The sequence below is a fragment of the Draconibacterium mangrovi genome (assembly GCF_010586825.1).
Classification (GTDB): domain Bacteria; phylum Bacteroidota; class Bacteroidia; order Bacteroidales; family Prolixibacteraceae; genus Draconibacterium; species Draconibacterium mangrovi.
In genome coordinates, this window is record NZ_JAAAGB010000007.1 from 207,557 (window position 1) to 221,298 (window position 13,742).

General features: G+C 40.5%; 15 protein-coding genes. 3 read left to right on the forward strand and 12 right to left on the reverse strand.

Features of this window, described 5'->3' with window-relative positions; all coding sequences use genetic code 11:
- Positions 1 to 82 precede the first annotated feature (82 nt).
- Positions 83 to 556: a methionine-R-sulfoxide reductase gene (locus G4420_RS17295; protein WP_163325191.1), complete on the forward strand. Its 474-nt coding sequence runs from the start codon at positions 83 to 85 to the stop codon at positions 554 to 556.
- Positions 557 to 592: 36 nt separating this feature from the next.
- Here the strand turns inward: G4420_RS17295 and G4420_RS17300 are convergent, their stop codons facing one another.
- The 7 genes from G4420_RS17300 to secA form a co-directional block, all read right to left on the reverse strand.
- Positions 593 to 1,093, reverse strand: coding sequence for a hypothetical protein (locus G4420_RS17300; RefSeq protein WP_163325192.1), 501 nt, complete (start codon positions 1,091 to 1,093; stop codon positions 593 to 595).
- A gap of 30 nt (positions 1,094 to 1,123) precedes the next feature.
- A complete protein-coding gene (locus G4420_RS17305) occupies positions 1,124 to 1,675 on the reverse strand; it encodes a PepSY-associated TM helix domain-containing protein (protein WP_163325193.1) in 552 nt (183 codons plus the stop codon).
- A gap of 317 nt (positions 1,676 to 1,992) precedes the next feature.
- Positions 1,993 to 2,409, reverse strand: a complete 417-nt coding sequence (locus tag G4420_RS17310; protein ID WP_045033753.1) for a DUF134 domain-containing protein — start codon at positions 2,407 to 2,409, stop codon at positions 1,993 to 1,995.
- A 1-nt stretch (position 2,410) separates the two neighbouring features.
- Positions 2,411 to 3,484: a chorismate synthase gene (gene aroC / locus G4420_RS17315; protein ID WP_163325194.1), complete on the reverse strand. Its 1,074-nt coding sequence runs from the start codon at positions 3,482 to 3,484 to the stop codon at positions 2,411 to 2,413.
- 172 nt (positions 3,485 to 3,656) lie between these two features.
- Positions 3,657 to 4,247, reverse strand: a complete 591-nt coding sequence (locus tag G4420_RS17320; protein ID WP_163325195.1) for an FKBP-type peptidyl-prolyl cis-trans isomerase — start codon at positions 4,245 to 4,247, stop codon at positions 3,657 to 3,659.
- Between the two features lie 87 nt (positions 4,248 to 4,334).
- Positions 4,335 to 5,165, reverse strand: coding sequence for a prolipoprotein diacylglyceryl transferase (gene lgt, locus G4420_RS17325; protein ID WP_246241678.1), 831 nt, complete (start codon positions 5,163 to 5,165; stop codon positions 4,335 to 4,337).
- A 9-nt stretch (positions 5,166 to 5,174) separates the two neighbouring features.
- The gene (gene secA / locus G4420_RS17330) at positions 5,175 to 8,498 is read right to left on the reverse strand and encodes a preprotein translocase subunit SecA (protein ID WP_163325196.1); all 3,324 of its coding nucleotides are present in this window, start codon (positions 8,496 to 8,498) and stop codon (positions 5,175 to 5,177) included.
- Between the two features lie 252 nt (positions 8,499 to 8,750).
- On the opposite strand from secA, the gene G4420_RS17335 reads away from it, so the two are divergent.
- Positions 8,751 to 8,933 carry a hypothetical protein gene (locus G4420_RS17335; RefSeq protein WP_163325197.1) on the forward strand — a complete coding sequence of 61 codons (183 nt, stop codon included), beginning with the start codon at positions 8,751 to 8,753 and terminating at the stop codon, positions 8,931 to 8,933.
- 61 nt (positions 8,934 to 8,994) lie between these two features.
- Here G4420_RS17335 and G4420_RS17340 read toward each other — a convergent pair whose 3' ends face one another.
- The 3 genes from G4420_RS17340 to G4420_RS17350 all read right to left on the reverse strand — a co-directional run bounded on the left by G4420_RS17340 (position 8,995) and on the right by G4420_RS17350 (position 10,655).
- On the reverse strand, positions 8,995 to 9,465 hold the full coding sequence (locus tag G4420_RS17340) for a hypothetical protein (protein ID WP_163325198.1): 471 nt from the start codon (positions 9,463 to 9,465) through the stop codon (positions 8,995 to 8,997).
- 277 nt (positions 9,466 to 9,742) lie between these two features.
- Complete coding sequence (locus tag G4420_RS17345) at positions 9,743 to 10,129, reverse strand: hypothetical protein (RefSeq protein WP_163325199.1); 387 nt, start codon at positions 10,127 to 10,129, stop codon at positions 9,743 to 9,745.
- 55 nt (positions 10,130 to 10,184) lie between these two features.
- On the reverse strand, positions 10,185 to 10,655 hold the full coding sequence (locus tag G4420_RS17350; protein WP_163325200.1) for a hypothetical protein: 471 nt from the start codon (positions 10,653 to 10,655) through the stop codon (positions 10,185 to 10,187).
- Between the two features lie 375 nt (positions 10,656 to 11,030).
- Between G4420_RS17350 and G4420_RS17355 the strand changes: the two genes are divergently transcribed.
- Complete coding sequence (locus tag G4420_RS17355; protein ID WP_163325201.1) at positions 11,031 to 11,549, forward strand: nitroreductase family protein; 519 nt, start codon at positions 11,031 to 11,033, stop codon at positions 11,547 to 11,549.
- Here the strand turns inward: G4420_RS17355 and G4420_RS17360 are convergent.
- Both G4420_RS17360 and G4420_RS17365 read right to left on the reverse strand, forming a co-directional pair.
- Entirely contained in the window at positions 11,539 to 12,696 is a 1,158-nt protein-coding gene (locus G4420_RS17360) for a pyridoxal phosphate-dependent aminotransferase (protein WP_163325202.1), read from the reverse strand. The genes G4420_RS17355 and G4420_RS17360 overlap by 11 nt on opposite strands.
- A gap of 60 nt (positions 12,697 to 12,756) precedes the next feature.
- The gene (locus G4420_RS17365; protein WP_163325203.1) at positions 12,757 to 13,692 is read right to left on the reverse strand and encodes an SIS domain-containing protein; all 936 of its coding nucleotides are present in this window, start codon (positions 13,690 to 13,692) and stop codon (positions 12,757 to 12,759) included.
- Between the last annotated feature and the right edge of the window lie 50 nt (positions 13,693 to 13,742).

Genomic DNA, 13,742 nt, shown 5'->3' on the forward strand with positions numbered 1-13,742 from the left:
ACCAGCGAAGTTTTAGATTTGTTCTTTACATTTCTTAACGGGTGGCGGTAAACCACCTCGATTCCCGGTTGTTATAAGTGGTATGAAAACAATTGTATTATTATTTATTCTCAGTTTAAGTTTTGGGAGTTATGCCCAAAATGATAAACAAGATAAAGACGCTAAAAAAATGGAATACAACAAATTAAATGAATTTGAGCGATATGTAATTTTAGAAAAAGGAACAGAGCGGCCGTATACCGGAAAGTACACTGATTATAAAGAAAATGGCACGTATGTGTGTAAACAGTGTGGGACTGCCCTGTATAAATCGACCGATAAATTTGATTCGCAATGTGGTTGGCCAAGTTTTGATGATGAGATTGACGGTGCTGTAAACCGAACAACAGATGCCGACGGGCGTCGTACCGAAATTACCTGCGCCAACTGTGGTGGCCACCTCGGACATGTATTTTTTGGCGAAGGGTTTACCGATAAAAATACCAGGCATTGCGTTAATTCTGTTTCGCTTGATTTTATTCCGGCTAATGAAGACACAAAAAAAGAAAAACAGTAATTGTTTTCCTTTTTTTGTAATGATCGTATAATTTGACTACTCTGTCATTTCTTTTACCTTTAGTCCTTCAATAAAAAACACGCGCTCTGACGCTGCCTGATTGTCAGCAAGAACTTCATGCGCAGCGGCTGTTTCGGCGTCTTCAACTTCGCCTTCTTCTTCACCGTGTTCTTTTCCGGGGTTGTGGGCATCTGCTTCGGTTAAAACTTCTTTCAGAATACCTGTAATTTCCAGTTCACTTCCCATTTGCTCCTGAGTAAAAGCTCCTAGCTTTTCGCCGGCTTCTACCCGAATTGAGATATCTTCAGTACTTCCCATTAAAAAGCAGCGCTCACCACCTTGCTGGCACACATGAAATACCGTACCTTTTACAACCACTTCGTTATTGGCTAATTCAGGTGCTTTTTCAAGAAGTTCGTCAACACTTAGAACAACTGCTGATTTCTCGGCTTCAACTTTAGCCTCCTGAGTTTTTGGTTGTTGACCACAGGCAAATAGAATTACCGCGAACAAACTAATTAATGCAATTTTCTTCATTTTTTTGATGTTTTGGTTTTTTTATGTTGCTTAAAGATATAAAATTACAAAGATTAAAGGAACAATAAAACCGGCAACCGTTAACCACCATCCCCAACGTTGCAATCCTCTTTTTCCTTTAAGAATAAAAAGGCCTGAAACGGCCACAAACAACAGAATAACAGCCATTGTATCGCTCACCCACTTCCATACCGTTCCCAGGGTGGCGCGGTGTAGTTTGTTCATGCTAAATACCAGTGGGCGACGCTGCAAATAACGCATTCTCCCTTCTCCCGCACCGGGGAAGATAATCACCTCTCCGTTGGCAATAAATACCTTTATATCTCCATCATTGTCAACATAATGTTTTTTATAAACTACATCGGGCTGAACGGATTCCACAATTTGTTGAATTTCATCATCGGTATACGATTGTTGAGGCTGTAAATCGTGAATAAAATCCGTGATTATTATTTTGTAATCAGGATTGAAATCGTGACGATGATTCAGATAGATTCCTGACACTACGTATACGATTGTCATGGCAACAATAAAGTATCCAAAATCGCGATGTAAAATGCGTAAAAGTTTCCGGATTTTCATGGATAAATTCTTTTGGAGGTAAATATATGATAAATGGCTTGATTAGGAGATTAACAAAAAATATTAAATATTAACATTATTGGAAAATGTTGATAATCAATCAAAACCGCATGAGGTTTACGATTTGGGCGATTAATTCGGGTAATTTTGTCTTTATAAGAGAAATCAAGTATTGACATGAAAAACATATAGTTGTATATTGCATTCATCCTAGTGTACTAGGGCTCTGGTTTTATCACAACTTAATTGGGTACCTCCGGCTATTGAGCCGGAGGTTTTTTCATGTTTTTTTATAATATTTTGCCGCTAAAACGCCTTTATTTATCCATGTAATAGTCGTTTAACGATACCAGGTCTTCGGAGTTACACACCGGGCATTTTTCATTATTTTCAGAGTAATCGCTAAAACTTGCTTTACAACTGTTGCATCTGAACCAGTTTTTATCAAAATAAACATCACCACCTCTGAAAATAAGGTCTCTTCCCTCAACAAATGCAGTAGCCACTTTATTTCGGGCTTCTTCGTAAATACGGGTTAATGTCGGGCGCGAAACATCCATAAAAACGGCTGCTTCCTCCTGTGTAAGATTTTGGTAATCCAGTAAACGGATTGCCTCGTATTCTTCGAGGTGTAAAATAACTTCATTTGTTTTACGTCCGCGAACACCATAAACCGACATACCTTTAATTACCGGAGGTACCTGGATCCTTCTGTTTCTTTTTCTTCTTGGCATATTAAATCGTGTTAAGTTTATTTAGTAAAAAGTGGTCAACTAAAACTAATGCAGCCATTGCCTCAACGATGGGCACAGCACGTGGAAGTACACAAGGATCGTGCCTTCCTTTCGGATTAATTTTTATGCTTTTTTCATCCTTGTCGAGTGTTTCTTGTTCTTTTAACAAGGTGGCGATGGGTTTAAACGCAACATTAAAATAAATGTCTTCGCCATTGGAGATACCTCCCTGTATACCACCTGAGTTATTCGTTTTTGTCCGAACGCCCTCGTCTGTTTTTATAAAAATATCGTTATGCTCCGAGCCACTTAGTTTTGTTCCTTCAAATCCGGAACCATACTCAAATCCCTTTACAGCGTTAATTCCAAGCATTGCAAAACCCATGTCGGCATGCAGTTTGTTAAAAACGGGTTCTCCCCAACCTGCGGGTACACCGGTAGCAACTCCGGTAATTACACCGCCAACCGTATCGTGTTCACGTCCGGCTTTTTCAATTCGGGCGATCATTTGCTCAGCTACTTCCTTATCGGGGCAACGTACAATATTATTCTCGGTAGCCGAAAGATCTAATTCTTTATAATCTTTCTGAAGTTTTATTTCTCCAACCTGTGATACAAAAGCCTGAATAGAAACACCTGCTTTTGCAAGTATCTGTTTGGCAATTGCTCCGGCAACAACACGTGCAATGGTTTCGCGCGCCGATGATCTGCCACCTCCGCGATGATCGCGAGTGCCGTATTTTTTAGTGTAAGTAAAATCGGCATGCGACGGACGGAATACGTCTTTAAGATCGTTGTAATCGTTCGAGTGTTGGTCTTTGTTCCAAATGGCGAATGCGATTGGAGTTCCCTGGGTTTTTCCTTCAAATACGCCTGAAAGAAACTCCACCTGATCCGGCTCTTTTCGTTGTGTTGTAATTTTCGACTGTCCTGGTTTTCTCCGCGCCAGGTCTTTTTGAATTAAATCTATATCGAGCTCAACCCCAGCCGGACAACCATCGATTATACCACCAATTCCTCGTCCATGAGATTCGCCAAATGAGGTTAAGCGAAATATCTTTCCAAAAGTATTCATCTGTATAATATTGTTTGCTACTCCTTGTAACAATTAGATCTCGCATGAATGGTAACTACGAATAAAGTAGTCTATTTTCATACAATCAGCTCTATAAAGTGAGAAACCCCGTTTCCATTATCAAATGAAAACAGGGTTAAAATAATTAAATTGAACTTATTATCAAAATTTATTAGCAGCCGCAACCACAGCCGCCACTGCTTTCAGTTCCACAAGAACCGTCACCACAGCTTTCGGTAGAGCATCCACCGCCGCTGCCACAGCCACAACCTCCTCCACCAGAGAGGATCTGTGCAACTTCTTCGTCTGATGCTTCGCGAACATCAACAACTTTACCCGCAAAGAATAAATCTTCGCCCGCCAGTGGGTGGTTGAAGTCCATCTTTACGATTTCGTCGTTAACCTCTAATACAAGTCCGTTTAAACGTTGGCCGTTACTGCTCATCATTGGTACAGTATTACCAACATTAATCAGTTCTGCGTCGAATTCACCATTCACCAAAAACACATTTTTTGGCAGCTCAACAATTGCTTCGTTGTTTACTGCACCATATGCTTCAGTGCTTTCAATTTTAATTGTGAAAGGATCGTCTTGTTTTAAACCGATCAATTCAGATTCGAACTTTGGTAGCATCATACCTGCTCCGTAAAGGAACTCCAAAGGTTGTTCAGTTGTTGCCTGCTCAACCAGTTCTCCCTGCTCGTTGTCGATACGAAGGTCGTACGTCAACTTCACCATTTTATATTTTCCAATCTCTAACATATTCTTTATTTCTCTTGATGATCTGCAAAATAAGTTATTTTCAATTCTCCAACAAAATACTTGCAGCTCCTTTATTCAGTTTTAACATTAATTTTTACTATTCTTAAAAACCACTTCCGGTTTCTTTATTGCTCTGTAAACCAATAGCGCACCAATTATAACAAAAGGAACACTTAACCACTGCCCCATGTTCAATGCCATACCAGCTTCGAACGCTTCCTGATCTTCTTTTATAAACTCAATAAAGAAACGAGCTAAAAAGATGAATACGAAAAACGCGCCTAACAATAAGCCCGGACGGTTTTTGGCACTCGTTTTCCAATATAAATACATTAGCACACCAAATGAAATTAGGTAAGCCAGGGCCTCGTATACCTGTGTAGGATGTTTTGCTACGGTTTCGCCATTTCTTTCAAAAATTATGCCCCATGGTAATGCTGTTTGAATTCCATAGATCTCTGAGTTCATCAGGTTTCCTGTGCGAATAAAAGCTGCTACCAAAGCTGTTGGAACCACAATCCGGTCCAATGTCCAAAGCATGGTACGTTTGGTTATCCATTTTGAATGCAGGTACATGGCAATTAAAATACCAAGCGCCCCGCCATGACTGGCCAGTCCACCGTGCCAAACCTTAATAATTTCTCCCGGATTTTGCGAGTAATAGTCCCATCCGTAAAAGAAAACGTGGCCGAGACGTGCACCAACAACAGTTGCTATTATAATGTAAAAGAACAGACTGTCTATCCATTTCTGGTTTACATTTTCCGACTTTAGCATTTTTTCGCCAATGTAATAGCCAATTAAAAAACCTGAGGCAAACAATAAACCATACCATCGAATCGACAGTGGCCCAAGGCTAAAAATTTCGGGATCGACATTCCAGTGAATGAAGTTCAGTAAACTGATCATATTCATCATCTAGTTTGATTATAAGTCACCACCTCTTCCGTGGCATTGTTTGTATTTCTTACCGCTTCCGCAAGGACAAGGATCGTTACGTCCAACACGTTTTTCAACTTTAACCGGTTGTGTTTTGGCCTTTTCAGCTGTATTCGTATTCGCACCCTCCATCGCATTTTCGGCCGATGGCAGTTCCGATTTTTGTGTTTTATAACGGCTCATATCGGTTCTGCGTCGAACTTCTGCCTCACGCACCTGTTCCGGGCTCTGAATAGGAATCTGGCCTTTCATTAAGGTTGAAACAACTTCCTTATTCACCTTGGCAACCATTATCTTAAACAGGTTAAACGACTCGAACTTGTAAATTAACAATGGGTCTTTTTGCTCGTAAGTAGCATTTTGTACCGATTGTTTTAATTCGTCCATTTCGCGAAGTTGTTCTTTCCACGACTCATCGATCGTGTTCAGCACAATTTGTTTCTGGTACGATTTTACCAATTCCTTACCTTTATTATTGTAGGCCTTTTCAAGGTTGCAAATAATCTGGAATACGCGTTTTCCATCGGTAATCGGAACAACAATATTTTTGTAAACCTCTTTTTTTGTTTCGTATACATTTCTAATAACCGGATAAGCTTGCTGCGCAATGGTTTCAACTTTACGGTTATAGTTGTTAATCATTTTTTCGTAAATGCGCTGGGTTACTTCTGCGGCATTCAAACTCTTAAACTCTTCCTGGTTAATCGGCGATTCCAAGGAAAGAAAACGCATCAGTTCCATATTGAAATCTTCGAACATATCGGAACCATGATATTCATTTACCAGCTCTTCAACCGAATCGTACATCATGTTCAGCACATCTACCTCCAAACGTTCGCCGTATAATGCGTGACGACGTTTTTTGTAGATCACTTCACGCTGCGAGTTCATTACATCATCGTATTCCAGCAAACGCTTACGAATACCGAAGTTATTCTCCTCAACCTTTTTCTGTGCACGTTCAATCGATTTCGAGATCATTGAGTGTTGAATCACCTCTCCGTCTTCCAAACCAAGCCTGTCCATTACTCCGGAAATACGATCGGAGCCAAACAAACGCATCAAATCATCTTCCAACGACACATAGAACTGCGAAGACCCCGGGTCTCCCTGACGTCCTGCACGTCCTCGCAACTGTCTGTCAACGCGTCTTGAGTCGTGACGCTCGGTACCAATAATTGCCAAACCTCCGGCTTTTTTCACCTCTTCAGACAACTTAATATCGGTACCACGACCCGCCATGTTGGTTGCAATTGTTACTGCTCCTGACTGACCGGCTTCGGCAACAATATCGGCCTCGCGTGCGTGCAGCTTCGCGTTCAATACGTTGTGCTTAATACCTTTAATTTTCAGCATTCGGCTGAGTAACTCCGATATTTCAACCGATGTTGTACCTACCAATACCGGGCGACCTTTTTTGTTCAGTTCAACAATCTCGTCGCTAACGGCATTGTATTTTTCGCGTTTGGTTTTGAAAACCAGGTCTTCCCTGTCGTCGCGAACAATCGGACGGTTGGTAGGAATTACCACAACTTCCAGTTCGTAGATATCCCAGAATTCGCCTGCTTCTGTTTCTGCAGTACCAGTCATACCAGCCAGTTTGTGGTACATCCTGAAATAGTTCTGAAGTGTGATAGTTGCAAAAGTTTGCGTTGCCGCTTCTACTTTTACCTGCTCCTTGGCTTCAATTGCCTGGTGTAAACCATCGGAATAACGACGACCTTCCATAATACGACCGGTCTGCTCGTCAACAATTTTCACCTTATTGTCCATCACCACATATTCCACATCTTTTTCAAACATGGCATATGCTTTTAACAACTGGTTGATGGTATGAACACGCTCTGATTTTATCGCGTAGTCCTGTAGTAACTTATCTTTTTCAAGCTGAATGTCTTCCGGCGCTTTCTCGCTGTTTTCCAGTTCGGCCATTTTTCCGCCCATATCCGGCAGTACGAAGAATTCAGCATCTTCAAAACCAGCCGAAATCAAGTCGATACCTTTATCGGTAAGCTCTACTGAATTTTGCTTCTCTTCGATAATAAAAAACAATGGATCGGTTACAATGTGCATGTTTTTGCTGTTCTCCTGCATGTACAGGTTTTCTGTTTTTTGCATAACAGCTTTCATGCCTTCCTCACTTAAAAACTTAATGATGGATTTGTTTTTAGGCATCCCTTTGTGGGCACGCAATAAAAGCAAACCACCTTCTTTTTTCTCGTCGGAAGTAGCATCGGGTTTGGTAAGCAGGCGTTTGGCATCAATAAATATTTTATTTACCAGCTCGCGCTGCACCCTGTATAATTTTTCTACGTAAACTTTCAGTTCTTCGAACTGCTGATTATCGCCTTTTGGCACCGGCCCCGAGATAATAAGTGGTGTACGTGCATCATCAACCAAAACCGAGTCAACCTCGTCGACAATGGCATATTGATGTTTGCGCTGCACCAAATCTTCCGGATTAATGGCCATGTTATCGCGCAGATAATCGAAACCAAATTCGTTGTTGGTTCCAAAAGTAATATCCGAGTTGTATGCTTTTCTTCGGGCTTCAGAGTTTGGCTGGTGTTTATCGATACAATCAACCGATAATCCGTGGAACTCGTACATCGGCCCCATCCACTCGGCATCACGTTTCGACAGGTAATCGTTAACGGTTACAATGTGCACCCCTTTTCCGGTAAGAGCATTCAAAAACACAGGCAATGTTGCGACCAGTGTTTTTCCTTCACCCGTTGCCATCTCGGCAATATTACCCTGGTGAAGTACCACTCCACCAATCAGCTGTACATCGTAGTGAACCATATTCCAGGTTACCCTGTTTCCTCCGGCCAGCCAACTGTTTTCCCAGATGGCTTTGTCGCCGCTAATTTTAATACTGTCGCGGGTTGTCGAAAGATCGCGGTCGAAATCGCTGGCTGAAACCTCAATCGTCTCATTTTCGGAGAAACGACGGGCGGTATCTTTTATTACTGCAAAAGCGGTTGGAAGAATTTCGTTGAGAACCTCTTCTATTTTCTCATCTATTTTTTCTTCCAGCTTATCAATACGTTCGTATATTTTTTCGCTTTCCTGAATTTCAACTTCTTCAACTTCTACTTTTAACGCAGCAATTTCATCCTCTTCAGGTTTAATCCGGTCGGCAATAATTTGCTTTAATTTCGCCGATTCGGCCCTTAAATCATCATGAGATAATTTGGAGATTCTTTCGTATTCCTCTTTAATTTTATTGATGATAGGAGTTATTTCTTTAATATCCCGCTCCGATTTGTTTCCCAGAAGTTTTCCCAGGATCTTATTTACAAATGCCATCTGTGCAACTTATATTTAAATTATATAAAACCTGTGCAAATGTAATTAATTGTACAGGCTAAAAAAACATTCGTTTTACTTATTACTAATAATTATGCCAAATAGTTTAGGTGTCAAATATCAGACACATTTACAGTTTCGGAACTATTATCTGCCAACACAACTGCCATATGCGCATAACTTTATTCAACTTTAAAAAGGTGCCGCTACAGCAATTGGCCAATTTTAATACTTTTGACGCAAATATTTAGGATGGGAGATTTAAAAAATACCTGTTTTGTTTGCAAGCAACCGGTCACTTCTGAAAATTCGGAATTGAATACAAACGTTAATCTGCCGGTTTGTAAGGATTGCAAGGCAACTGATGCCGAGAAGAAAGCAGAAAAAGAAGCGCTCGACAGTTTGTCCGACGGTTTTGTTTGCGGCTGTATATAAAAAAAACCGCGATTTCTCGCGGTTCCTTTAAAATTGCTTTCTATGAAATAAAATTTGCTGTTTAATTCAAAAGATGTGTGTAACCATCGTTAATCAGATCGGGCAAATAACTTGCAATTAAACCTAAGGCAGTTTCATCGTCAACTTTATTAGGAGTGATTATACGTTGGCGTTCCATTTCTTCCTGACTAATAACGGCTCTTGAGATTCTTTTTGGCACATCGCTCCAGGCTTTCCGGGTTTCTTTAGCACCAAATCCTTCGCTGGTTGCAGCGTAGCTTACCTGGAAATGTTTTGAATGTACAACGTACTCAACACCTTCAAGCGTGTTGCGTTTTACAACTGTAACAGGCTCTTCTTCTGAGCTGTAACTTACCGTCCAAAGTGCTTTCACCGATTTGCCCATGTAAAGATTATCGACTTCTTCAATTTCGAACGATTTAAACTGAGTTCGTACGCCAGTTGCTGATGCACTAACTGAAACGAACAAGAATGCTAAAACCAATACGGATAATAAATTTACTTTTTTCATGACTCTAAATTTTTGTTTTCTGACTGTAATTGTTTTCGTAATTATTTGTATTGGAGAGACGCACGAATTACATCTTGGTGACATCCAAAAGCCTTGCTGTAAAACAGATTCGGTTGGCAGAAAAAGATTGCTTTTTACATTTTGACATTTATTACCCCTTTTTGTTTTTAATTTGAAATAATAAGGCGCTGCTGTATTTTAATTTAAAACCACTTCCGGGTAAAAGCAATTTCCCCATTCTATTGGCTAAAATATTTCTATCGACCAACGACAGATTTTATCGACAAAAATTTTGTGCCTTCGCAGGCTCGCGGTGGCTAAAATGCAGCTTCATACGCTTTTCGCTGACATGCGACAGTAAGAACTCAAGCTCCGGCAAGGATTCGCGGTGCCGCGAAAGCCATAAAAACAGTTGGAAATAGCCGCCATCGTTTAATGAAAGGCGAAAATAACTTCCAGACTTCACGCCATCAGGCGATGAAAGGAAGAAATGGATTACGGACAATCCTCCATCGGGCGATGAAATACTGAAACCAGCATAAAACAGACTTTCATCAGGTGATGCCCGGTATAGTAGCCTCCCCGACATGTTTTCATCTTGTGATGAAAGGCGCAAATAAGTTTGTGGTAAGCTTTCATCAATCGATGGCAACAAAAAAGCCATCCGTCATTTGACGGATGGCTTCGAATTAAAATTACTTCTATTCTAATTATTGCGATTAATTGAGTAAGTGCGTATATCCATCATTTAATAAATCAGGCAGGTAGCTTGCAATCAATCCTAAAGCCATTTTATCATCCACTTTGTTAGGCGAAATAATCTCCTGATTTTTCAATTCGTTTTGATTAATAACAGCATGGTTAATTTTGTTATCTACGTTACACCATGATTTACGAACTTGTTTTGCTCCAAAACCTGCTGCAGAAGCTACATAACGAACAGAAAAGAACTCCGAGCTCACCACATATTCAGTTCCCTCGATAGTGTTTCTTTTAACTACTGTAACCGGTTTTTCCGAGTTGTCGTAGCTCAAGGTCCAAATTGCATCAACCTTTTTGCCCATATACAAATCATCAACCAGGGTAAATTCAAATTCATTAAATTCGGTACGTATTCCGGTGGCATTGGCTACAGAAGTGGCCATTGCAAAAAATGTAATAATTGCGATTATAAAATTTACTTTTCTCATGACATTAAAATTTAAGGTTCAACTCTAAACTCTGTTATTGTTTAATTTTCGTGCAAATGACGTATAAATTTTAATGCTGCAACAAGAAAAATCAATGCTCTAAAACACATTTCAAACACGAGTAAAACATTGAAAATAAAAGACTTTAAGCGCGAAACATTTTTCACTTACACTCTGTTCTTTAAAATTTGAAAAACGGAAGAAAAATTGACGGGAAACCATATTTTTGCTTACACTTTTAAAACTTGAAAAAGTTTATCTTTACGAATTAAAAGCGCATATTTTATAAGAAAATCCCGCGAAACAACCGCCAAACGGCAGAAATGATAAAATCCGCCAGCTGGCAAACAGTTAATAACAAACAATTAATGGCCTATGAATTTGTCAGATATTATAAAAAACCGTTATTCGGTTAGAAATTATAAAGATACCCAGGTAGAGAAGGAACTACTTTTAGAAATACTAGAGGCAGGCAGGCTGGCTCCGTCGGCGGTTAATTTTCAGCCCTGGCATTTTATTGTTGTGCAAAACAAAGAAATCCTGACTCAACTATATAATTGTTACGACCGCAGCTGGTTTCGCTCAGCGCCTGTAATTATTGTGGCTTGTGCCGACCATTCGCAGTCGTGGAGACGGGCTTCGGATGGAAAAGATTCGGCCGATATCGACCTGGCAATTGCTATCGACCATATTACATTAAAAGCTACCGAATTGGGTTTGGGAACCTGCTGGGTGTGTAATTTTGATGCAAAAGCTTGTTCGGGACTTTTACAACTTCCTGCCAACATTGAGCCTGTAGCCATGATTCCGGTGGGTTATCCGAACAACAAAAGGCCCGACAAAAAGCGCAAACCGATTGAAGAGATCGTTCACTTCGACCGCTTTAATCTCTAGGTAAATTGTGATATTTCGTCAAGTATTTCTGCAACCGATTCATGCCTTCTTCGATATTCTCGATGGAGTTAGCATACGAAAAACGCAGAAAGCCCTCGCCGTTCTCGCCAAAATCGATTCCGGGAGTAACACCAACATGCGCTTTTTCCAATATATTGAAGGCCAGCTTGTAACTGTCGTTTGACAGGTGTTTGGCATTTACCATTACATAAAAAGCTCCTGTGGGCTTCACTTTAATATCAAAACCCAGGCCTGTTAATCGTTCAATTAAATACCGGCGTCTTTTATCGTAGGTTAGGCGCATTTCTTCCACCTCGGCACCTGCATTTTTTAAGGCTTCAATTCCGGCACGCTGCGTGGTTGAGCCGGCACAGATAAATAAATTCTGTTGCATCTTCTGCATGCACCGTACATATTCTTGCGGGGCAATTACATACCCCAAACGCAAACCAGTCATTGCATAACGTTTCGAAAATCCGTTTAAAACAAAGGCTTTGTCTGTTACTTCCAAAATGGAATGGGCACGATCTTCATAAACCAAACCGTGGTAGATTTCATCGGAAATAATTGGAATATCAAATGTTACCAAATCTTTCATCAACTCGACCGACAAAAGGTTTCCGGTTGGATTCATTGGGCTGTTTATCATTATAGCACGGGTTCTGTTGGTAATGCGCTTTTTTATTTCCTCGTACCGATACTGAAAACCATCCTCCTCGAAAACAGGAACTTTTATTGCTTTTGCACCAATAAACCGGATAAAATTCTCGTAACAGGCGTACCCCGGGTCGGAAATGATCACTTCATCGCCGGCATCGCACAAAACACCAAGCGTTAGCAAAATGGCAGGCGAACTTCCCGATGTTACAATAATCTGCCCGGGCGAAACGGTAACATTGTATTCCTCTTTGTACTTTTCGGCAATTTGTTTGCGCAGCTCAGGGTCGCCAAGACTGTGTGTATAGTGCGTCCGGCCTTCGTCAAATGCTTTTTGTTCGGCCACCGCCACACATTTGGGAACATTAAAATCGGGTTCTCCTACTTCCAGGTGGATTACATTAATCCCCCGCTGCTCCATTTCGGCAGCTTTTTCAAGCACTTCCATAACAATAAACGGGGTAATTTCCTTGGCCTTTTGTGCGATCATTAAAATCGGAATTTGGTTTTGGGGCTAATTTAATCAATAAGCAAAGCGGCAACAATGGCTTTACTCATAATTTTTATCAATGATAACTTTGCTTACCACTTTATCGCCCACCCGGAAAAGTGTTTTTACCTTTAGTTTTTGCGACAAATATTCTGCCGCAAAATAAAACGGGATGGGCAAAGTTACCGGACTAAAAATACTCTCTACATATTTATTTGACAATTCGTAGGTTTCGGCACCAGCAATATTCACTTTTTTTAGCAGCCTTTTTGTGCGGTTATACTCCCGCCCTTCGTGGTTTATAGCAATAACCATCGAGTCTTTCGCTGTTTCAATAAATCCGTGCTCGTATTCCGAAACCGACATGCTTAAGACGGGCATCCGCGACACCTGACTAAGCACAAGTGCAGCCACATTTGCAGTCGCAATATTTGGCCCGTTACCAAGTATGTAAACACAACAGCGTTTTTTCCGTTGTGTTTTCATGTATATTCTCGAGCCAATTTCGGTGCCTAGTGTTTCAAAATCAATCTGATGTTTTTTTAGTGCTTCAACAGCTTCAACCGGATCAAAACCAAATCCCAGGTACAATACCAATAAGGTATTAATGTATGTTTTTGTGGCAATATGATCCTCCACTCCAGAATACAGCAACACTTTTTTCGTGCAGTTCGAATGATTTCCCAAAGGACTGTTTTCGTCGTTGACAATTGCTGTAAACGACTTAAAATAATCGGCACACCAAATTGTTTCGGAACTTTGCCCTGATTGCGATATAAGCACGCCTTTATCGGGCTCTTTATACTTTAACAGGTAATTAAAATATTCAGCTGCTTTCTCAGGGAAAAAGTTTATTCCCATAAAACGAAAAGCTTTTGTTGCAATATGCGAAGCCCCCATACCAATATAAGGCACCTCCTCCGGCAATATCAACCCCTTGTTTTTCATGTAACACAGCTCTGCCCTGTACGGTATCTCAAAAACTTCATCTTTCATCGCTGTAGCCTTTTGTATTATAACTATAAGTTACAAAAACAAAACGTACA